Origin of the sequence: Methylocella sp. (assembly GCF_041905455.1) — a bacterium.
Classification (GTDB): domain Bacteria; phylum Pseudomonadota; class Alphaproteobacteria; order Rhizobiales; family Beijerinckiaceae; genus Methylocapsa.
This window is the reverse complement of the sequence record NZ_JAYRLA010000010.1, coordinates 50,304-68,424: the sequence shown is the minus strand read 5'-3', so window position 1 is coordinate 68,424 and position 18,121 is coordinate 50,304. Positions and strand designations below refer to the sequence as shown.

General features: G+C 63.0%; 25 protein-coding genes. 8 read left to right on the top strand and 17 right to left on the bottom strand.

What is annotated here, in order from left to right; all coding sequences use genetic code 11:
• The first annotated feature begins 2 nt into the window (after nucleotides 1–2).
• From ACE3OG_RS10325 to ACE3OG_RS10300, 6 genes are all read left to right on the top strand, one after another.
• Entirely contained in the window at nucleotides 3–1,313 is a 1,311-nt protein-coding gene (locus tag ACE3OG_RS10325) for an ATP-binding protein (protein WP_374308267.1), read from the top strand.
• A gap of 130 nt (nucleotides 1,314–1,443) precedes the next feature.
• Nucleotides 1,444–1,644: a hypothetical protein gene (locus ACE3OG_RS10320; protein WP_374308266.1), complete on the top strand. Its 201-nt coding sequence runs from the start codon at nucleotides 1,444–1,446 to the stop codon at nucleotides 1,642–1,644.
• Nucleotides 1,645–1,697: 53 nt separating this feature from the next.
• Complete coding sequence (locus ACE3OG_RS10315; protein WP_374308264.1) at nucleotides 1,698–3,005, top strand: MFS transporter; 1,308 nt, start codon at nucleotides 1,698–1,700, stop codon at nucleotides 3,003–3,005.
• 27 nt (nucleotides 3,006–3,032) lie between these two features.
• On the top strand, nucleotides 3,033–3,230 hold the full coding sequence (locus ACE3OG_RS10310; RefSeq protein WP_374308262.1) for a hypothetical protein: 198 nt from the start codon (nucleotides 3,033–3,035) through the stop codon (nucleotides 3,228–3,230).
• A 278-nt stretch (nucleotides 3,231–3,508) separates the two neighbouring features.
• Nucleotides 3,509–3,865, top strand: coding sequence for a type II toxin-antitoxin system RelE/ParE family toxin (locus tag ACE3OG_RS10305; protein ID WP_374308261.1), 357 nt, complete (start codon nucleotides 3,509–3,511; stop codon nucleotides 3,863–3,865).
• The gene (locus tag ACE3OG_RS10300; protein ID WP_374308259.1) at nucleotides 3,855–4,145 is read left to right on the top strand and encodes a helix-turn-helix domain-containing protein; all 291 of its coding nucleotides are present in this window, start codon (nucleotides 3,855–3,857) and stop codon (nucleotides 4,143–4,145) included. Before ACE3OG_RS10305 ends, ACE3OG_RS10300 begins: the two co-directional genes overlap by 11 nt.
• Nucleotides 4,146–4,166: 21 nt before the next feature.
• Here the strand turns inward: ACE3OG_RS10300 and ACE3OG_RS10295 are convergent, their stop codons facing one another.
• The 9 genes from ACE3OG_RS10295 to ACE3OG_RS10255 form a co-directional block, all read right to left on the bottom strand.
• Entirely contained in the window at nucleotides 4,167–4,454 is a 288-nt protein-coding gene (locus ACE3OG_RS10295) for a hypothetical protein (protein WP_374308256.1), read from the bottom strand.
• Between the two features lie 836 nt (nucleotides 4,455–5,290).
• On the bottom strand, nucleotides 5,291–8,017 hold the full coding sequence (locus tag ACE3OG_RS10290; RefSeq protein ID WP_374308254.1) for a bifunctional DNA primase/polymerase: 2,727 nt from the start codon (nucleotides 8,015–8,017) through the stop codon (nucleotides 5,291–5,293).
• Complete coding sequence (locus ACE3OG_RS10285) at nucleotides 8,017–8,379, bottom strand: hypothetical protein (protein WP_374308252.1); 363 nt, start codon at nucleotides 8,377–8,379, stop codon at nucleotides 8,017–8,019. The genes ACE3OG_RS10290 and ACE3OG_RS10285 overlap by 1 nt, the downstream gene beginning before the upstream one ends.
• A 57-nt stretch (nucleotides 8,380–8,436) precedes the next feature.
• Entirely contained in the window at nucleotides 8,437–8,655 is a 219-nt protein-coding gene (locus tag ACE3OG_RS10280) for a helix-turn-helix transcriptional regulator (RefSeq protein WP_374308250.1), read from the bottom strand.
• A 157-nt stretch (nucleotides 8,656–8,812) separates the two neighbouring features.
• The gene (locus ACE3OG_RS10275; RefSeq protein WP_374308248.1) at nucleotides 8,813–9,037 is read right to left on the bottom strand and encodes a hypothetical protein; all 225 of its coding nucleotides are present in this window, start codon (nucleotides 9,035–9,037) and stop codon (nucleotides 8,813–8,815) included.
• Nucleotides 9,034–9,360: a hypothetical protein gene (locus ACE3OG_RS10270; protein WP_374308246.1), complete on the bottom strand. Its 327-nt coding sequence runs from the start codon at nucleotides 9,358–9,360 to the stop codon at nucleotides 9,034–9,036. The genes ACE3OG_RS10275 and ACE3OG_RS10270 overlap by 4 nt, the downstream gene beginning before the upstream one ends.
• Before the next feature lie 51 nt (nucleotides 9,361–9,411).
• A complete protein-coding gene (locus ACE3OG_RS10265; RefSeq protein ID WP_374308244.1) occupies nucleotides 9,412–9,759 on the bottom strand; it encodes a hypothetical protein in 348 nt (115 codons plus the stop codon).
• Between the two features lie 56 nt (nucleotides 9,760–9,815).
• On the bottom strand, nucleotides 9,816–10,013 hold the full coding sequence (locus ACE3OG_RS10260; protein WP_374308243.1) for a helix-turn-helix transcriptional regulator: 198 nt from the start codon (nucleotides 10,011–10,013) through the stop codon (nucleotides 9,816–9,818).
• Nucleotides 10,000–10,365, bottom strand: a complete 366-nt coding sequence (locus tag ACE3OG_RS10255; RefSeq protein ID WP_374308241.1) for a hypothetical protein — start codon at nucleotides 10,363–10,365, stop codon at nucleotides 10,000–10,002. The genes ACE3OG_RS10260 and ACE3OG_RS10255 overlap by 14 nt, the downstream gene beginning before the upstream one ends.
• 169 nt (nucleotides 10,366–10,534) lie before the next feature.
• Between ACE3OG_RS10255 and ACE3OG_RS10250 the strand changes: the two genes are divergently transcribed.
• Both ACE3OG_RS10250 and ACE3OG_RS10245 read left to right on the top strand, forming a co-directional pair.
• Nucleotides 10,535–10,735 (top strand): helix-turn-helix domain-containing protein, encoded by a 201-nt coding sequence (locus ACE3OG_RS10250; RefSeq protein WP_374308239.1) that lies wholly within the window; start codon nucleotides 10,535–10,537, stop codon nucleotides 10,733–10,735.
• On the top strand, nucleotides 10,732–11,025 hold the full coding sequence (locus tag ACE3OG_RS10245) for a hypothetical protein (protein WP_374308238.1): 294 nt from the start codon (nucleotides 10,732–10,734) through the stop codon (nucleotides 11,023–11,025). Before ACE3OG_RS10250 ends, ACE3OG_RS10245 begins: the two co-directional genes overlap by 4 nt.
• A 103-nt stretch (nucleotides 11,026–11,128) precedes the next feature.
• On the opposite strand, the gene ACE3OG_RS10240 is transcribed toward ACE3OG_RS10245, so the two are convergent.
• The 8 genes from ACE3OG_RS10240 to ACE3OG_RS10205 are packed head-to-tail and all read right to left on the bottom strand — an operon-like array spanning nucleotide 11,129 to nucleotide 18,054.
• Nucleotides 11,129–11,389, bottom strand: coding sequence for a hypothetical protein (locus ACE3OG_RS10240; RefSeq protein WP_374308236.1), 261 nt, complete (start codon nucleotides 11,387–11,389; stop codon nucleotides 11,129–11,131).
• 6 nt (nucleotides 11,390–11,395) lie between these two features.
• A complete protein-coding gene (locus tag ACE3OG_RS10235) occupies nucleotides 11,396–11,767 on the bottom strand; it encodes a hypothetical protein (protein ID WP_374308234.1) in 372 nt (123 codons plus the stop codon).
• A gap of 4 nt (nucleotides 11,768–11,771) precedes the next feature.
• Complete coding sequence (locus tag ACE3OG_RS10230; RefSeq protein WP_374308233.1) at nucleotides 11,772–12,026, bottom strand: hypothetical protein; 255 nt, start codon at nucleotides 12,024–12,026, stop codon at nucleotides 11,772–11,774.
• A complete protein-coding gene (locus ACE3OG_RS10225; protein ID WP_374308231.1) occupies nucleotides 12,023–12,487 on the bottom strand; it encodes a hypothetical protein in 465 nt (154 codons plus the stop codon). Before ACE3OG_RS10225 ends, ACE3OG_RS10230 begins: the two co-directional genes overlap by 4 nt.
• Before the next feature lie 17 nt (nucleotides 12,488–12,504).
• Nucleotides 12,505–15,294: a hypothetical protein gene (locus ACE3OG_RS10220; protein ID WP_374308229.1), complete on the bottom strand. Its 2,790-nt coding sequence runs from the start codon at nucleotides 15,292–15,294 to the stop codon at nucleotides 12,505–12,507.
• Complete coding sequence (locus ACE3OG_RS10215) at nucleotides 15,291–16,964, bottom strand: hypothetical protein (RefSeq protein WP_374308228.1); 1,674 nt, start codon at nucleotides 16,962–16,964, stop codon at nucleotides 15,291–15,293. The genes ACE3OG_RS10220 and ACE3OG_RS10215 overlap by 4 nt, the downstream gene beginning before the upstream one ends.
• Complete coding sequence (locus ACE3OG_RS10210) at nucleotides 16,964–17,845, bottom strand: hypothetical protein (protein WP_374308226.1); 882 nt, start codon at nucleotides 17,843–17,845, stop codon at nucleotides 16,964–16,966. The genes ACE3OG_RS10215 and ACE3OG_RS10210 overlap by 1 nt, the downstream gene beginning before the upstream one ends.
• Nucleotides 17,845–18,054 (bottom strand): hypothetical protein, encoded by a 210-nt coding sequence (locus ACE3OG_RS10205; RefSeq protein WP_374308224.1) that lies wholly within the window; start codon nucleotides 18,052–18,054, stop codon nucleotides 17,845–17,847. The genes ACE3OG_RS10210 and ACE3OG_RS10205 overlap by 1 nt, the downstream gene beginning before the upstream one ends.
• Between the last annotated feature and the right edge of the window lie 67 nt (nucleotides 18,055–18,121).

Sequence of the window (18,121 nt, the reverse complement as noted above, 5' to 3'; positions counted from 1 at the left end):
CATTGTTCACCTTTATGAATCCTGAGGTCGGATTTACTTCTGACGTTATAAAAGACCCAAATCGCTTTGTCGGTCGCGCGGACCTCGTAAGTGAGGCAATCGCTGCGTTAAATTCATCGCTTGGATTAATAGCGATATATGGAAAGAGAGGCGTTGGAAAATCCTCATTAACACGTCAGATCCAAGCACTCGCGAATGGCGATTATGAACTCGTTAGACGTGCGGGCCTAAATCATCTTCTTCCTAAGACGCCACGTTCTTACTATACTGTATATTATCAATGCGATTCTATGATTAGCGGAGCCAATGATCTTATTACGCGCTTGTGTAATGATACAAACGAAGAGGACGGGCTACTGCGTCTAGTACCTGACAAAGGTAAAGCCCTAACTGAATTTTCGCGCACAAGCGAAGGCTCGGTAGGGTTAGATCTCAAGGTACTTAATTGGGGTGCAAAAGGTCAAGAGGCGGCAAAATATACAAACGCTATTCCCGGAGATATTATCCAAACTTTCCGAAATTTTGCAAGCTCAGTTGTTGACAATAACAATAGGATATTCAGAAAACGCGACGCCCTACTAATTTTACTTGACGAATTTGATGTTATAAAAGATAAATCAGGATTGGGATCGTTGATTAAATCCCTTTCGAGCGACAAAGTAAAATTTGGAATTTGTGGTATTGGTCAAGATCTTAGTGGTCTTATCTCCGATCATGGGTCGATTGGTCGCTTAATAGAACAAGGCTCTATCTTTGTAAAGCCCATGTCTCGTAATGAAACAGAAGAAATATTTAATGTTGCCACTAAATTATTTTCTAATACGGTGACGTTTTCGAAGGAATGTATAGGAGAAATTTCTGATTTATGCGAAGGTTACCCATATTTTGCGCAGCTTATTGGAAAATCGTGTGTCAACGAAGCGAATACGCTCGGTACAAATCATGTTGATATTAAAATACTAAAAATAATAAAAAATAAGATGTTGTCTGGACAAGCTTTCCCAAGTTTGGAAGAAACATACCAACGGGCCATTGGGCAGTCAGAGGATCGGGCCATGCTTCTTGCCCTATTAGCAGAACAAAAGGATAATCGTGCGGAATATGATGCTCAACTCGGGCAGGTTTTCCTAGCTAAAAGCCGCTCTTCGGCACAAGAGCTTGGTGTCGAATATATGGATCAACTCCTTCCGCGATTGATTGAAGAGCGCTACGGACCAATTTTAGTAAAAGTTCCCGATACACGTGGCTCATACGAATTTGCTGATCCAGTTTTCCGGGCATATGTTAAGCTTCGACGGCCGGGTCGATTATAAGGTATATTTATAAACCTCTGAATAAGATTTCCTCTTCTGCCGAATGCCACTACCAAAACAGTTTCGGAACCTAGTCCTTAAGGCGGCTCACTAGAGAGATAATATTCAAGTGGCGAAAGAAATATCGCTTATGCCTCCCATCGAACAGATCGAAATGGACCGCCACCGCGCCCAGCTCGCCGGCGACGTCAAAGCCCTCGTCGATAAATATCGCGCGATCTTCGACTGGGACGCGCCGGACGTCGACCAGGGCGCGGCCGACCGGCTGATTTTCGCCGAGATCAGGACCGCGCTCGACGCTGTCGAGAATGAGATCGCGCCCAATCCCTGACCGGGACATGACGCCCCTTTCCGAATCGCCCATGCGGCCGGTAGCATCGCGTCATGAACGAAGCCTCCGGCCTCTCTATCCTGCGCGAACTGCGCTCCGACCGCGCGCTCGCCGCCATGCTCGGCCTCGGCTTTTCCTCCGGCATTCCCTTCCTGCTCGTCTACGCCACGCAATCGGCATGGCTGTCGGAGGCCGGCGTCTCGATCGAGACGCTCGGCCTGATGGCCGAGATGACGCTCGCCTATAAATTCAAGTTCCTGTGGGCGCCCTTCCTCGACCGCTACGACGCGCCGATCCTTTCGCGTCTGCTCGGGCGAAGGCGCGGCTGGATCGTCGTCTCGCAGATCGGCGTGGCGCTCGCGCTCGCCGCCGTCGCCTTCGGCGATCCGGGCCAGCGTCTCGCCTGGACCGTGCTGTTCTCGCTGGCGCTCGGCTTCGTCGGGGCGACGCAGGACACGGTGATCGACGGCTGGCGCATCACCGTCGCTCCCGCCGAGCGCCAGTCGCTGATGTCGTCGACCGCCGAGATCGGCTGGCGCGTCGGCAACCTCGCCGCCGGCGCCGGCGCGCTCTACCTCGCCGACGCCTTCGGCTGGCGCGCCGCCTATCTCGCCATGGCCGCGCTGATGGCGCCGGGCGTGATCGCCGCGCTCGCCGCGCCCGAGCCGCCCTCCGACCTCGCGCCGCGCCGCAAGCCCAAGAGCGTCGGCGAAACCATCGTCGAGCCGATCCGCGACCTGACCGGCCGGCTCGGACGCATGGCCTTTCCCGTGCTGCTGCTGATCGCCGGCTTCCGCATGCCGGGCTATGTCTCGAACGCGATGGCGATCCCGCTGTTCAAGGAGCTGCACTACTCCAATTCCGACATAGCGACTGTCACGAAGCTGTTCGGCTTCTGGGTCGGGATCGGCGGAACGGCGCTCGCCGGCGTGCTCACGCTGCGCCTCGGGCTGATGGCGAGCCTGCTGATCGCGACGGTCTCCGCCTCGGCCTCGCATCTCGCGCTCGCCTATCTCGCCGCGCATGGCGATCACGGCGGCGGCGAGTTCTGGCTGTTCGCGACGACGGTGTCGATCGACAGCTTCGCCTACGCATTCGCCTCCGTCGTGCTGATCACCTATATGTCGAGCCTCGTCTCGACCGAGCACGCGGCGAGCCAGTATGCGCTGATGACCTCGCTCTGCGCCTTTCCCGGCAGCCTGCTCGCCGGCGCCTCGGGCTTCTTCATCGAGCGGACCGGCTTCACCTGGTTCTTCGTCGGCACGTCGCTGATCGGCGTCCCGGTGGCGCTGCTCGCCTTTTGGGTATGGCGCCGGCACGCCATATCGGACTTGCGCGCCCCGGACGGCGCAATCCCGTAAACGCTCGGAAAACCAGAAAGGACATCCATGAGCGAGATCGAACAGGTTGAAATGGACCGCCATCGCAAGCAGCTCGCCGGCGACGTGAAGGCGCTCGTCGAGAAATATCGCGCGATCTTCGACTGGGACGTGCCCGACGTCGACCAGAGCGCGGCGGACAGGCTGATCCTCGCGGAAATCCGGACGGCGCTCGACGCGGTCGAGAAGGGCCTTCCCGGCGGATGAGCCGTCCGCCATGCGTATTCATCAAGATATTGTTTTATCTGAATAAATCGAACGGTCTATTTTTCTGGCCCCACTTCAGGCCCTACTTGCGGATTTAGAACGGATGATTTGGCATGACCGGCGATGCGTCGTTTTGACGTGGCGCACGCGGCGGAATTTCGCGCGTCAGGCGGCTCTTGCCAAGCTTGGCTGAAGAGCCGCCCCACGGCGTCGACGCTTCGTACAGCAATCGGATAATACGCCATTGACGTACTACGTCAGCGGCGTATTATCCGCCCATGGCGAGAGCGCTCCACACCGTCATGGAAACCGAAGCCTTCATCTCGAAGGCGTCGCGGATCATGTCGGACGAAGAGCGCGCCACGATCGTCGACATAATCGCGGCCGATCCGATGGCTGGCGTTCTCGTCAAAGGCACGGGCGGCCTGCGCAAGCTGCGCGTGCCGCTTGAGGGCCGCGGCAAGCGCGGCGGCGGACGGGTGATCTACTGGTTTCACTCCGCCCGGTTTCCCGCCGCCCTGCTTTGGGTCTTCGCCAAGAACGAAGCGGCCGATCTGACGAAGGAGCAGGAGGCGACGCTGGCGAAAGTCGCGGCGTCGCTCGTGCGCGACCTGGGAGGCGCAAATGAAGGATGAGGATTTCGACGGGCTCCTGCGCGGCATGGGCGAAGCCGCCGCCTTCCTGAAGGGCGAGGCGAAGGCGGCGCGCGTGCATATTCCGAAGGAGATCGACGTCGCGGCGATCCGCGCGAAGGCGGGCCTCTCCCAGGCGCGCTTCGCCGAGACGGTCGGCGTTTCGCTCGGCACGCTGCGCAATTGGGAGCAGGGCCGCCGCGTCCCCGAGGGCCCGGCGCGCGTGCTGCTCGCCATGCTGGCCAAACGGCCGGGCATCGTCGAGGAAGTGCTCGCCGCGTGAAGGCGACGAGCTGGCGAGCTGTCAGTAGCCGAACTGTGCGACCAGATCGTCGCGCTTGAAGTAGAAGCTCGGCTTCTCGCTTCCACTGGACGACGACCCAGGGTCCATGGAGATCAGCCGCATCTCGAGAAGCTCACGGCAAGCTCGCTCGGCGTCGTCGCCGTCGAGAAGATGCATGCGCTCTGCCGAGTCACCGGCGGCGCGCCGCACGTCGATGGCGGTGAAGCCTTTCACGGCCAGCTCGGGCGAGCGGATGAGAAGGTGCGCCAGCGCCACGGCTCGCGGGCTGAACATCTCGATGGCTTCCATCTCAAATCCCCCAAAGAAGCCCGCTGGCGGGCTTTAACGCCTGAGCGCTATCTTCAGCCATCATATCACAGAACGCCCGCCAGCGCCCCTGTTTTGGCGGTTAACATCCATTGACGCTCCCCATGTGCGTGCAGAGGGGGGAACACGTCTCGGCGGCGAGACGGGCGTCATTTTTTTCGCCAATTCGCCACCTGGGGCGCGAAGCCGCGCTCTATGCATAAATCGAGCCTTCCGAGAGCGGGAAACGGCCGATCACACCTTCGTCATTACGTCGCGGCGCTCGGGGCGAGCCGCAACGGAAAGGCGGACTTATTTCACAGATGTATCGTGTTAATTTGAGCTTCCGTCTTGAGCTTGGCTATATGGCGAGGTGGCGAAGAGGCAGCCCGTCAAAAGCGTAAGCCGTATCGCCATGGGCATCGCTCATGTAGCCGATTTAGGGCGTCAGACCCTTCTTTACCTTTTTTACCGCACCTCTCTATAAGCACACCCAAACCATAGGTATCAGCCTATCAATATCGCAACATTGATAGGCAAAACCTATCAATCATGCATGGGTGCGGTAAAAAAGGTAAAGAAGGTATAAGAAGATATATATTATATATATATCAATCACTTATGAGCTGACCTTCTTTACCAAAACCGCGGTAAAGAAGCGGTAAAAAAGGGTAAAGAAGGTAACTAGGCCTTAACCGTATGAGGGTGACTTCTTTACCGGGCCCGGTAAAGAAGTTGGAAAGAAAGCCCCCCCCCCCCTGGGACGCCCTCAAACCTGACCGTGGCGCAAAAAAAGAGCGCCCCGAAAGGCGCCCTTGATGGTCGGCTTGGCGGCGGGTTTAGCGTCCGCGTCTGTAGACCTTGCGCGGCCGTCCTGAGGTCGAGACGGTTTCCTCGATCACGTCGCCAGCCTCCCGAAGGCTATCGAGGATTTCCTTCAAGTCGCGCGCCCGGAACTTGTGCTTCAACTTCAACAGAAGCTCGCTATGAGAGATAGGCCTGCGCGCCCCGACGATGGCCCGTAGCACCTCCTTCGCTTGCGCCTGCGCCAGATTGTCGGCGATCCGAAGCTCAGCCTCACGCGCCATGCGCTCGGCGGACCAGAGCGCCACGCCCGCGCCCCAATCGAGATCAGCCGCCGTGACGCGCGCCTCAAGCCCGTCGCGGCTGACGGCGCAGATCGTGGCAAGCCGAACAGTATATTCCGCCGTCCGCGAAAACAGCGGGCCGCAGTCGTCCTCGTCTATGCGATCGACCATCTTCTCCCGCAGATCGTCAAAGGCGTCGGCGACGACATCATCAGCCCACGTGAGCTGAATTTGATCGTTTTCGTTCAGCTCGGCGAGCGGCTGTTCGCCAAAATCGACGCCATACTGGTCGCCGCGGCATTGGTCGTAGAGGTTCTTGAGCCAGTAAACGATTTCTTCCGGCGGACGCCGCTTGTCGGCCGTAGGTCTCGCGCTCCGCCCCTTGACCGCGGTCTGAAAGATCAGGAAGCGGTTCAGGAACCCGTCAGTTGCGCTCTTGGACGAAAGAGCGTCGAACATCTCGCCCGGCGTCGATGAGCCGATCAGCGATAGCGCTGGCCACTTCATGGACGGGGCGACCTTATCCACGCGCTGCAAACCGCTGTATTCTGCGAAGGCGTCCCATGCGCGACGGAGGACTTTGGTTATTTCCTGCTGGTATGAGTTTGACCTTTGATGTGTGACTTTCGCAAGAAATGACCCGAATTCATCCATGATGCAAAGCGAAAGCGGCTTGTCCGCAAGATGACTTTCGATTGCATAGCACGACGTGAAGTCGCTTGGTCCGAGAAGTTTACTTTCAACTGCGGAGATTAGACTATGCGCGCATTGCTGCGGCGCGGATTTGCCCGCGCCTGTCGGCGCGACGTTCAGAGCATAGATTGAAGTATCGGAGCCAGTCGGCCCGGCGACGCGCCGTCCGATCACGGTTCCGAGCACGGCGATCGCCGCGGACAGCGCAAGAACGCGGCTCGGATATTCCGACGAGGCGACGATCCATTCGACGATCTCATCGAGAAGGCCGCCCGGCCGTGTCAAATGGTCGGGCATTTCATCGTCGCGCGGATCGGGCGGCGTCTCGCCGACGATCTCGCCCGTTTCCGCGTCGGCGAGCGAGCCATCGTCTAGGCGCATCAGCATCCGCGCCTGCTCGGCTCCATTGATGCGAGCGCGTTCCTCCTCCGCCTCGAATTCCTCTACGATCTTGCGCGGCTGCGCGAGGCCGGCGCGGTGGCCGGAGGCGATCGTCTTGAGGACCGACGAGCGCCCGTCGCTGCGGATCAAACCGCAGGCGTCGGCCGCAGCGACGAGCTTGAGATGCGCCTCATGGTCTGAGAGCAGGCCCGCGCCGACGAACTGATAGAGGGCGAAGGCGGAGGCATTGAGCTGGTTGTTCCGGCCGCCCTCGCCGGTGTTGGCGAGCTTCGAGATCTCGTCATGGACGGCCTGCTCGACATAGGCGCGAACGCGAGGATGCTCGATCGTGATCGGCTCGACGCCGCCGGCGAGCGCAGGAGAGATGGTCGGCAAAGGTGTCGGCTTAACCGATACCCTCGGCTCCTCCTCCGGCTCTGGCGCTTTACGCTCGAAAGCTTCAGCGGCTTCTGGAGCCGAGCACGTCGCCGGGCCGCCATAGTCGAAGGGTTCGCTCTCGCCCTCGTCGAAGGCGGCGCGGATCGTCGCCTCGACGCACTGAACGCCGAAATCCTCGACAAGCTCGTTGATCGTCGCAGCGTCGAAAAGACGTTTCTCGGCAAGTCCGCGATCAAACCGCGCCGGTCCCGCGACATGGCGGCCGGCAAGCCTCGCAACAGCGCGCAGGCGCGCGGCGCGCGGACCGTGCTCGCCCATCTCGGCAAGATCGTCGAGCAGCTCGTCGAAGTCGCGGGCGAAGTGATCGCGGAGCGCCGCGCGCCCGGCCTCGTCGAGAGCGTGGATGTTGTCATTCGACGGCTTGCCGAGCAGCACGTCGCGCAGGGCGTCGGGGAGTTCCGGCGCGTTCAGGATCGCAAGCGGATCGCCGCCCTCGATCGAATAGGCGTCGGCGATGGCGTCGTCCCATTTGATCGTGCCCGGCGCGATCGTGTAGCCGACCGCGCCGCGGACGTCGACGTTGAAAACACTCTTGGGCGGCAGTGCGCCACGGCCGTTGCCGAGCCTGTCGCCTTCGCGCTGGCGAAAAAAGTGGTGAGCTCCGCCGCTCGGCGTGTAGACTGTTGGAACGCCCTTGAGCGAAATGCCGCGCGCGGCGCAAAACGCCCTGAAGGCCCAAAGCCCGGCGCGACCATCGGCGTCGACGACAAGGAAATGAGCGGAGCCAAGGTGCAGGCCGACGAGATAGTCGGGATTGTGCGCCCACATGCGGGCGATGACCTCGGGGTCACTCGTCGCCGTCGTCGGCCAGCTTCCGACGCCCGGCGCCGGACGCTTGGTGTTGTCGCAGGCGAAGACGCGAAGGCCAGCCGCGACGAGCTTGCACGCCACGTCGAAGTTGTGAAGAAGGGTTGATGGATCGAAGGTGAAGTCGAGGGCGGTCATCAGCGCACCTCCCCCGTCACGGCGAACTCGAAACACGCCGCCGCCTCGGCCTCGGTCAGGCGATCAGGATCGAACGTCGCGTTCGCGCCAAAAAACTTCCGGGCTCTGACGCCGGGCGCAATTTGATGAATGGCGACGAAGATGGCCTTGCCGGGTGGCGGAGGCGGAACGAGCGCGGCTTCGGCGACGTCGGCGAACCGCACGTAAAAGCACCGATCGGAGAAGCGCGCGAGGAAGCGTCGATCACTCTCTGGACCGCGCTCGATCGCGTTTTTCGCGATACGCGACTTGCCCGCCGAAGCGGGTTGAGGTATGGATTTCATGTCAGGTTGTCTCCATTCCGAACGCCGTCCGCTTGCCACGGGCGGCGTTCACTTTTTCGGGGGTGTAGGCGCGCGCCGAGGCGCCGCCTGCCGATTTCAGGCGTCGAGGCCGTTGAGGTAGGCCTCGACGTCGGCGAGCCGAAAGCGCGTGCTGCCGCCGAGCTTTATGCACCGGAGGCGTCTGGACGCCATCTCGACGTAAACCTTCGACCGACTGACTCCGAGCAGTTCGCATAGCTCCTTGACGGAGAGCAAACGCAAGCTATTGACCGCGACGGTGCTGTTGCTTTCGGAGGATGTTTTTGCGACGGCCATGACAAGGCTCTACATTGGGGAGCCGGCCGATTGCATCCTGCATAGGCAGCCGGCCCTGAAAAAGGGCGGCACCTCCTATGCCTCTACCAACAATACGAACGCGGGCGGAAGTGTCAATACACCCACGGATGATTTTGGCGAAACCTGCGGAAAAGCCTCAATCGTCGATGAGGCGATCAAGGTCTTCCGAGGTGACCATCTGACGCCCGCACAACCGTCGCCGGTTGGGCGAACCCGCGCGCAGGTTCGCGAAAAACCGCAGGCGATCTCCCTCGCCGATCACGATGTGCTGCGCCTCAAACAAAGCAAGCTCCGGGTCGCCCAGACGCAAGACGCGGCGGCTCCAAAGCGGCTTCCATTCATTGCGTCCCATCTCGGTCATGGCCTCATGCTCCTTTCGTTTTCCTCGATGATCCGTTCACCGACCATACGGAGGGCTCGCTCGATCCTGAAGCCGAAATAGATTAGCAGGGCAACCCACAGCGGTGGGTAGATCAGGCACACGGCTACCGCAACGGCGAGCTTGATCGCCGCCCATAGGTAGGCGGCTATAAAGAAGGCGATCACCACGAGGCCCCGCCTGACGTCCCGCCACTTCACACGATTCTCTTCCGCGTACTGCGCGCGCAGCGCCTCGACCTTCGGCCAGTCCAGGCCATCGCAGGGCATGCCACCAAACCTTGCGGCGATTTCCTCTTTCGTCATCACAAACACCCCAATGGGGCGCCCCGCCGGAGCAGAGCGCCGCGTTTCCCCTCACACCTGCGATGTTGGGAGTGTCCAATCCGGGCGAGGCGGTTCGCCGGCTCCCCCCGACGCCGAGCGCCAGATGTTGACGAGTATCCGGCTCAACGGATCGGAGCGGTCGAGCTCAATGTCGCCGAGGCAGGAGCAATCAAGCGCCGCCTGGGCGAGGATCGCGACTTCAGCTTGCGTCCGCGGCGTCATGTCGGCCAGCGCTTCAAGGGCGAGGTCCCGTCGATCAATCGCGGCTTCGCCAAGAGCGCCATCGCAATCGAGCGCGTCGTCGATCCTGTCATACTCGGCGGCGGCGGCCGTGAATTGGGCGTAGAGCGTCGCGATATCTTTGATGATGATCGTCATTAGATTACTTCCATTGCCATGATAACAGTGAGTTGCGCTAGCGGACCGTCAGTAATCTACTGAGCGGGCCGCGCCACGGATAGGCTGGCGATCCAAGCCTGAACGTCTGACTGACGCCAGCGCTTCATTGCCGTGCCAGACGCTACGGGGCGTGGAAACGTCCCGTCAGCCATCTTGCGGTAGAGCGTGGCGCAACTCATGCCCGCCATCGCCTCGACCTCCTTTCGGCGCAGGAGCCGGTCAGGCTCCGACATTGAGTTCGCCCTGCATCGCCATCACGTCGCGCAGGACGGATGCAGCCAACCGCATATCCGTCGTCCCCCGCCCGCCGACGAAATCATCGTCGAACGGATCATCATCACGGCACCATGCGATCGCGCGCGCCTTTGCCTTGAGGCCCGCCACGGTCGTCGCCGAAAGCCGCTCGATCTGGTCGACGATCGCCGAAGCGGCGTCGAGTGCGGCGTCGAAGTTGGCGCGATCTCCGCCCGAATGGTCGTCGTGAAGCTCGGCTTCGAGAGCGATGGTTTTCCGGCTCGCTTCGTCGAGCATAGCGCCGAGGCGGATCAGTTCGGCGTCGGGATGTGCAATCTCGGAATTCGTCATACCTACACTCTCCTTTGTCGCGATTTTCACGACGTTCTGTGTCGCGAATTTCGGGATTTTGGTTGCCATTCATGGCGGCATATGGGATACGTTTTGAATCATGGGTCATGAGTCAAAACAGGTCAAGTCCTTTCTTCCGTCGCCAGCACAAACGCGAGGCGCACGGGCGATGCTCGGTTGGTCGCAGGAGCGGCTGGCAACAGCCTCCGGCCTTTCTGGACCAACAGTTAAGCGTTTCGAGACGGAAGGCGCACGGGTTTCAGACGAAGCTGTTGCAAAGATGCGATCCGCTCTCGAAGCCGCCGGCGTGATCTTTTTGGACGAAGGCGAAATGCGCGACGGCGGGCCGGGCGTGAGGTTGAGACGATGAAAGAATTTCTTCCATTCGACGAGGCCGCCGAACTCCGCACCACGATGGGTCGCGCTCAGGACATGATTTGCACCGTCAACGCGGTGCTTGAGCGGCCATTTGATCCCGAAGACTGTCAGCGGGCGTTTGAGGCCGCGATCGACGCTCTCAATGATGTCGTCGCAATCGGCGAGCGGATCGAGGCGACGTCGCGCAATTCCGCGGCTCGGCGCATGGCGTCGATCATGGCTGAAAGCGCCGAAGCATCGGCCATCCGCCTAATCGACGATTATCAGGCAATTTTTGGCTGACATGGGCAAAATCCCAAGTGACTTGAGAAATCGGTCCGCAGCGTGTTGCAACCATGCGCTGAAGGCCCTTTCAAATCCTGCCTCCGCAACCAATCGCCTCCCGTTATTGCCCTGTCCATCTTCCGGCCTGCGCTCCGGGCGTCGCGTCGATTTCTGCGATCAGGTCGAGCGATTGCTGTCGCTGGCGGACCAGAAGCTCGCGCAAGTAGATCATGATGTCGGGCGGCGGCCGATGGCGGCCTTTGACCATGTGATTGACCCACTGGCGCGATTTGCCGAAGTAGCGGGCCATCTCAGACTGCCAGTGCTCGCCCCAAGCCTGTTCGGCGCATCGGAGCCAGAGAGAATCATCGGTCACGGTCATCTCCCCTCACGCCGGATTAAGGGCGGCGAATAACTCAATGCAGCGTGTTTGCAGGGCGGCGTGGCGCGCCCACGCCACATCGAGGCCCTCGCCTGTCGCGTCCCATTGCCATGCGGCGTCCTCAAGCCGCTTCACAAGATCGGGGCGGCCTGCGATGTAAAGCGTGGTCTCGGCGTCGCGGTCGACCTCCATACGTCCGTTTTGCTCGAAGATGAGCGTGCGCATGTTGGGCGGCAATTCCGCGGCGAGTTTGCGCAGGGCGGCGTTTCGCTCGCTCTCGCGCCGGGCTTCGATCACCCTGAGCGCGCTCGCCAGATCGGAAAGCTCGCCGAGATTGGCGTCATATTCAACCTGTGGCGTAGGGTCCGCCATCTTCATCCCCTCAACCTGTAGCTTCGACCTTGCGCCGATAGGCGCGCCGACTTCCTGCGATCCGCTTCGCCGCCTTCGTCTCGAGAAGCACGCGCGAGCGCCTGTCATTCTCGCTCTCCGCCTCGCGCTCGGCGGCGCGGCGGGCCTCATAGGCTGACCACCAGTCGCGAGCGAGGCGCGAGACGCCCCGCTCGTCGATCTCGCCCCGCTGCGGAATGAGCAGGTCGCGCACGCCATCGAGGTCGACGACCTCGCCCGTCATCATCCGGCCTTTCTGCGGTCGCGCAGATCGTAGACGACGGCGGGCGGCGCGCCGATGAAGACCTCGTTCTCAATCCCGGCCTCAACCTCCGCCTCGCCACACCAACGCGTCGGACTGATCTCGGGATAGACCGCATCGCCTTCATGCGTGATGTGCGCCGGCGCCCGAAGCCGGCACGCATGAGCGCCCGCGGACGAATGCCGGCACAAGGCGCACAGAAGGCGCTCCGGCGCGCCATTCCCGTCGCGCGGCTCGTCGACCTTCGCTACCCATTCCGAGCAACTTCCCGCCGGCCCGACCTGCGGGAAGTGCCACTCGCGGCGGCCGTTGGAGATCGGCGGGCGGCGATGGCAATGCGTCGTCGCCGCGGCGTTGTCGCGCTGCATGACGCCTGAAAACTGGCACGTCGAGCAGCGACGGGCGTCGTTTTCCTTCACGCGGTAGGTGTTTCTGGCGAACGACATTTGATGATCCTCAAGGTTCAGGGATTGGAGCCCGACGAAGGTCGGGTGATGGAGGGAAGGACGGCCGAGCGCGTAAGGGCGGCCCCGAGCCCTCGGGCATGGGCGGCCTGCTCGCCTCTGGTCTGTGCGGCGCGTTCGAGCAGGCGTTTTGCGAGCTGCGGGTCGAGCAATGCCTGCTTCACAACATCGTCGACGCGCTGAAGTCCTGCATGCCGGAACGAAGCCACGACGCTCGCCGCGATGGCGGGCGCGCCGAAGGCATGACCAAGCATCGTCGCCGCGATCATTCCGCCGGGGGCGTCCTTGGCCGCAAGCAGCGTCTCGAGGATCGAGGGCCTACCGCGGCTGACGGCGAGCAAGTCCTGGCTGGTGTTCGACTGGTTCGGAATGCGCACGGCGTTGAGCGAGCGGCTCGCCCTGCGCATGTCGCTCGCGACCGCGGTCATGCTTTCCAGCTCGGCGTCGTTGAAGACGTGGCGCATCGCCTGTCGGTTCTGCTTCAGGAAGGCGCTGAACTTGTCGGCCGAGAGCTGGTCGCGCCCGCTCGTCGCCGCCTCGCCGGTCAGACTCGCCTTCGAGACGATGATGTCGGCGACGGCCTTGCGCAGGCCTTGGCGCGCCTCGACCTTGCCGGCGGTCAGCTCGGCAAGGTGGCGCATCTGCTTCGCCGCGTCCTGACGCGTGAACACGCCGCCGATGACGCGCTGAACGTCCGCCGGATCGTCGATCCCAAGCAGCTTGCCGACCGCGCCGAAGCTGAACGCGTCGGCCGCCTGACGCTGGCGCACGGCGACGTCGCCGATCGCCTCGGCGGCCTTCTGCGCGTCGGCGAACTTCGCGTCGAGGCCCGGCAGCGCGCGCAGGGCGTCCTGATGCTTGTCGCGCCATGTTGCGACCTTCGCCGGATCGAGCACGCCGTCAACGCGCTCCGCCGCGCGACGCAAGCTCATGGCGGCGTAGTCGGCGAGCCCGGCCGTCGCAGTCTCGTCGCCGACCGCGCGCCTGTAGGCGCTCGCGCTCTCGAAGCCCTTCGGCCCCGACTGGAAGATCTTGCCCGGAACCACGGCGTCGGGCGTGCTGAACGGGCCGGACTGGCCGGAACGGCGCGTGATGTCGCGCAGCGCGCCGAAGGTCTGCGCGCGGTCCTTCGTCGCCGCCGACGCCGCCTGAAGGCGCGAAGCAGCTTCGGGGTCGAAATGCGGCGCATCAGCCGCGCCGGTGATGTCGTCCTCGATCGCCCCGCGCAGCCGCGCCAGACGGGCGTAGCTCGGCGTCTGGCCGCTGGTCGAAAGCTCGTCGCGCATCGCCGTCGAGACGCGCGAGCGCAGCGCCGTCAGCTCGCGGAAGGGCGTCTGCTCACCATAAGACCGCGCAACATCGAAGATCGCAGCTTCCTCACCCTGCATCGGCTTGGCCGACTTCGGCATGTCGCCGACGATCTTCGCGGCCGCGCCCGTCGTCGAGGCGGCGGGAAGGGTGAGCGTCCCATTGGGGTCGACGGCCGACCAAAGCTGGCGCTCGTTGTCGCGCGCGGCGCGCTCGGCGGCGAGGGCTTCGGCGCGCATGGCCTGCCCGGCGGCTTCGGGCGGGAGGTCGCCGCCCAGGGTGCGCGTCGCCTCCGCCGCCTTGCCTGTCGCCGCGTCGAGGGCGCGCGTGGCCTCCGCATCCATGTCGGCGCGGGACTGGCGCAGATGCGCAGGAACGGCCTCCGGCGAGCCCTCGGGGGCGATGGCTTCGAGGGCGTCGAGGCGGGCGGCGTTTTGATCAGCGCGCCTTTGCTGGAACGACACCGGGTCTTTCGTCGCCGCCGCGCGCTCAAGCGAGCCGAGCTCCATATTGCCGGAAGCCTGAAAGGCTGTCGGCTCCGAACCGGGAACAAGAGTTTCGGCGTATCGAAGATCGTCGGCGACGCCCTTCGCGGCTTGCTCGCCGCCAACAGCCCGTTCGAGCTTCCGCGCGGCGGCGTCGTAGATCAGCCCGCCCTCGACGGCGGAACCCGTCTCTCCGGCGCGACGCGCCTTCCTGCGCGCGATGTAGCCGCCGGCCTCCTCCGCCGCCTTGCCGACTGCGGAGGTCGCGACGCCCGCGGCGAGGCCGCCGGCCAACCCTCCGACCGCGCCCGCGATCGCCTGCCCGCCCGGACCATAGCCGCTCTCCTGCGCCGCGTCGCCCGCCAGAGAGCCGCCGCCGCCGGACGCCGCGCCGATCGTCACATCAGCCGCGGCCTGGCCCAACGTCGCCGGCTGGCCGATGATCGAGCCGAACGCTTCCATCGCCGCCGGCGTCAAAGCCCCGGCTTTGGCCAGCGCGCCGAGCATGGCCTGCGGCGCGACGGTTGCCCCGACGCCGGCGCCTGCTGCGCGCGCGGCGCGCTCCATCGGGCCATTCGAGACGACATCCGCGCCGGTCCGGACGCCGAAGAAGCGCGCCAGATTAGCGAGGTTCTCGCTGCCGCCGTAAGGATGCTGGATGATGTCGCGATCGAAGCCGAGCGCGCGAGCGCCTTTGTTGGCGGCCCACGTCACCGCGTCGACGGGCGCGCCGAGCGTAGCCGCGAGCCCCTCGTTCACACCGGCGGCGACGTTCGCGGCGACGCCAGAGGGCTTCTGCGGAGCGAGATCGGCAAAGAGCGCGTCGGCCTCATGGTCGCTCATGGGGCGATAGGACTCATCCTGCGCAGCCTGCGCTGGCAACTGATCCGAACCGCCCCCCATTGGCTGCTCCGCCTCGGGAGCGCGGCGCGCCGGAGCGAGATCGGCAAAGAGCGCGTCGGCTTCCTCGTCGCTCGTGGGGCGATCGTCGGTCATTGCTGAAGCTCCTTCGGATCGAAGCCCATGCCGCGCAGGCGCTCGGCGACGACATCGGGATTTGCGCCGCCCGCAATCGACCGCCGCGCAGCGGCCAGCACGCTCGCGCGCTGCGCCGCACCCGTGGGAGCCCTGAAACCTCCGACGCCAGAAGCAGCTTTCGGAGCGGCAGGCGCCAGCGCGCTTCCGCCTGCCTCGTCGGGATTTTCCCAACCCCTTGGCGGCCGGTACGACGGCCCGGCCTCGCGCATCAGCCCCTTGATCGCCGCCACGCGGTTGGCGCGCTTCTGCAAGATCGTGTCGGAATTGTCGCCCGGCTGCGGCAGGAACTGTTGCCTGTAGTTCGCAAACTCGCTATCGGAGATCGCCGCGCCGGATTCGCGCCGGAGAAGCGCGTTGATGAAGCCGCGCGCCGCCTGATTGAACTTCTGACGCTCGGGCGACGCGATGATGTTCCCAACAGCGTCGGGAGCCACATCGTTGATCAAGCCGCCGGAGCCGCCCGAGACGCCGCGGTTCACGCCCTCTGTCTCGCGCAGGATGTTTTCGGCCTCAGCCGCGCGATCGCCGAAGCTCGCCGCCTTGCCCTGCGTCTCATTGAACGAGCCGCTGGCATATGGGTTGCCGGAGCCCTGCTCCTCGCGCTTCAGCGCCATCTCGGCGCGCTTTTTGGCGACGTCGAGCGCCAGCGCGCGGCGATCATTCGCGTCGGCCGCGGTGGCTTCCTGCTCGGCCTGAATGCGCTGAAGCCCGAACTTCACGACCTGATCGGGCGCGAGCGTATTGACGGCGTTGTTAAGGAAATCGTTCATCGTCACGCCAGTCTTGGCGTAGTGTTCTCCGGTCGCGTCGTTCTTGAATACGATGTCTACCGAAGCTGGCTTGCCGTCCTGATCACTGTTGATTTTGACGACACGCGACGAGTACCCGTTTTGCAGATAGTTCGGATCGTTATAGGCCGAGCTGAAATCGTCTACAGCGCCGGCGAGGTCGCCTTGATGCCATTTTGCGACGCCAGACGAGAAATGCTTCACGCCGTCCTGAACCTGCTTTTCCTGAAGCCACCTCGAATAAATTTCGGCGAACTGACGATCGCCCGCGTCAGCGGCCGCCTTTACGACGCGATCGACATGCGGCCCAGTGATGAAGCTGTAGATCGAGCCCGCATGTTTCTCGGCCTCCTCGCGCGCCTGTTCCTTCGTGTCATAGTATTTTGAGCCGACGCGATAACCGTCCGGCAATGGCGCGCCGTCTTGCGTCGGACCCAGCGTCGGCGCCGGGAAGATCGAGCGGCCGATCGTCTTCTCACGCTCGGCGCTGCCTGCGTTGTAGGCAGCGTCCTGCGCCTGCCGAAGGGCGTCTTCCCGCCCCCATTGCCCTTGCTGGCGAGCACGCTCGTTCGCGAGCCATCCCGCGTTGGCGCGCTCGTTTGCGAGCCGCGTCGCGCGATCCTCATCGGCCTGCGACCACGCCTTCTCCTGTTGCGCGCGCGCTTTCTCATTCCACGCTTTGTTTGCAGCCCGATCCTCGTCGGCCTGCCGCTGCTCGACTTCCTGCCGAGCGCGCGCCTTCTCCTGCCACGCCGCGTCGTCGAAATCCTGCCGCAGCTTCGCGCCATTGGCGAAGCCGGTCAGAAACGAGCCGATGCCAATCCCGAGCCCTGCGGCCATTACGAATTCCTCCATTTCTTGGCGTCGCTCGGCCAAAGCCGCTTGAGCGTCGGAATGATGCAGTCGGCCTCGCTAGCAGGCGGGTCGCCGGCCTCCGACCAAGGATCGTCATTGCTGTTCAGAATTTTGCGAAGCTCGCGCCACGTCTCGCCATCGCCAACAGGCCCCGGCGCAGGGCGTGGCCCGCGTTCCATCTCGACTTCGCGCCGAAGGCGGCGAATGGTTTCGCGCTCGACACGCTCCGAAATCAGGCCGAGCGCGCGGGCTTCGGCCGTGCTGTCACGCTGAAGGAAATCCAGCATGGCGCGCCGCTCAATGTTGCGAATGAGGCGCTTTTGCTCCTTCGCCGTGAGGGTCGCCTGCATCGCTTCGTGAAGGCCGAAGGCGATCAACTCGACGCGCACCGCGATCATCGGCCCCTTCAAGGCGAGGCGACGCAGAGACGAGTATTTCACGTCATAAAATCGTGAAATAGCCGATAGATTGGCAAGCTCGCCGGCGGCGAGCACGGTCGCCTGCGACGGCAAGAAGCTGAAATCGACGGGCAAGCGCATCGCCTCGCGCTCGTCGGCGATGTGTTGACGGGCGATAGCCAAGGGCGTGTGGATTTTGCGCGGACCGAGTTGGGCGAACATCGCCTCGAAGCCGCTTCGCCGCCCTTCGAGGATGCTCGCCATCCGAGCATTGAAGGCGTCTAGAATGGTCAGCGCCGCCGCGCGCACGGCAATTGTCATGCTGGCGAATTGCGCGTCGAGTTGGGCGATGATCTCCGCGCGCGGGTCGCGGGCGTCGGGATCGATGTTGAGGCGATGCTTGACGACTTCCAAGGCCGCCTGAAGCTTGGGATTGTCGGCGATCGCCGATGTCAGCGCGGCGTTCATTACTCGCCACCACGAGCGAGGCGGGCGATTTCGGCCGCGGAGACGTAGGTCCGGCCGTTGATTTTCGTCAGCCTGAGGCGGCCCTCCAGTGCGTCGCGATAGAGCGACGCAAGGCTTCGCCCACCAAGAAGGTAGCGCGCTTCCTTGAGCGGATAGAGCGCACGATTGGGAACCGCGGCGGGTGATTGCTCGTGACTCGACAAGATCATGGGACGGCTCGCTTGATCGACTACGATGCGATCAAGCTAGCGCCACGTTTTGGGACACTGGCTGGCA

Bases quoted from the DNA above. Each gene is read 5' to 3' on its own strand.
- ACE3OG_RS10320 (WP_374308266.1), top strand. From the start codon at position 1,444: ATGCCTCCCATCGAACAGATCGAAATGGACCGCCACCGCGCCCAGCTC.
- ACE3OG_RS10260 (WP_374308243.1), bottom strand. From the start codon at position 10,013: ATGTCGGAGCCTGACCGGCTCCTGCGCCGAAAGGAGGTCGAGGCGATG.
- ACE3OG_RS10315 (WP_374308264.1), top strand. From the start codon at position 1,698: ATGAACGAAGCCTCCGGCCTCTCTATCCTGCGCGAACTGCGCTCCGAC.
- ACE3OG_RS10270 (WP_374308246.1), bottom strand. From the start codon at position 9,360: ATGACGAAAGAGGAAATCGCCGCAAGGTTTGGTGGCATGCCCTGCGAT.
- ACE3OG_RS10240 (WP_374308236.1), bottom strand. From the start codon at position 11,389: ATGACCGTGACCGATGATTCTCTCTGGCTCCGATGCGCCGAACAGGCT.
- ACE3OG_RS10245 (WP_374308238.1), top strand. From the start codon at position 10,732: ATGAAAGAATTTCTTCCATTCGACGAGGCCGCCGAACTCCGCACCACG.
- ACE3OG_RS10205 (WP_374308224.1), bottom strand. From the start codon at position 18,054: ATGATCTTGTCGAGTCACGAGCAATCACCCGCCGCGGTTCCCAATCGT.
- ACE3OG_RS10265 (WP_374308244.1), bottom strand. From the start codon at position 9,759: ATGACGATCATCATCAAAGATATCGCGACGCTCTACGCCCAATTCACG.
- ACE3OG_RS10310 (WP_374308262.1), top strand. From the start codon at position 3,033: ATGAGCGAGATCGAACAGGTTGAAATGGACCGCCATCGCAAGCAGCTC.
- ACE3OG_RS10290 (WP_374308254.1), bottom strand. From the start codon at position 8,017: ATGACCGCCCTCGACTTCACCTTCGATCCATCAACCCTTCTTCACAAC.
- ACE3OG_RS10295 (WP_374308256.1), bottom strand. From the start codon at position 4,454: ATGGAAGCCATCGAGATGTTCAGCCCGCGAGCCGTGGCGCTGGCGCAC.
- ACE3OG_RS10275 (WP_374308248.1), bottom strand. From the start codon at position 9,037: ATGACCGAGATGGGACGCAATGAATGGAAGCCGCTTTGGAGCCGCCGC.
- ACE3OG_RS10225 (WP_374308231.1), bottom strand. From the start codon at position 12,487: ATGTCGTTCGCCAGAAACACCTACCGCGTGAAGGAAAACGACGCCCGT.
- ACE3OG_RS10210 (WP_374308226.1), bottom strand. From the start codon at position 17,845: ATGAACGCCGCGCTGACATCGGCGATCGCCGACAATCCCAAGCTTCAG.
- ACE3OG_RS10235 (WP_374308234.1), bottom strand. From the start codon at position 11,767: ATGAAGATGGCGGACCCTACGCCACAGGTTGAATATGACGCCAATCTC.
- ACE3OG_RS10255 (WP_374308241.1), bottom strand. From the start codon at position 10,365: ATGACGAATTCCGAGATTGCACATCCCGACGCCGAACTGATCCGCCTC.
- ACE3OG_RS10230 (WP_374308233.1), bottom strand. From the start codon at position 12,026: ATGATGACGGGCGAGGTCGTCGACCTCGATGGCGTGCGCGACCTGCTC.
- ACE3OG_RS10300 (WP_374308259.1), top strand. From the start codon at position 3,855: ATGAAGGATGAGGATTTCGACGGGCTCCTGCGCGGCATGGGCGAAGCC.
- ACE3OG_RS10220 (WP_374308229.1), bottom strand. From the start codon at position 15,294: ATGACCGACGATCGCCCCACGAGCGACGAGGAAGCCGACGCGCTCTTT.
- ACE3OG_RS10305 (WP_374308261.1), top strand. From the start codon at position 3,509: ATGGCGAGAGCGCTCCACACCGTCATGGAAACCGAAGCCTTCATCTCG.
- ACE3OG_RS10250 (WP_374308239.1), top strand. From the start codon at position 10,535: ATGCTCGGTTGGTCGCAGGAGCGGCTGGCAACAGCCTCCGGCCTTTCT.
- ACE3OG_RS10215 (WP_374308228.1), bottom strand. From the start codon at position 16,964: ATGGCCGCAGGGCTCGGGATTGGCATCGGCTCGTTTCTGACCGGCTTC.
- ACE3OG_RS10280 (WP_374308250.1), bottom strand. From the start codon at position 8,655: ATGGCCGTCGCAAAAACATCCTCCGAAAGCAACAGCACCGTCGCGGTC.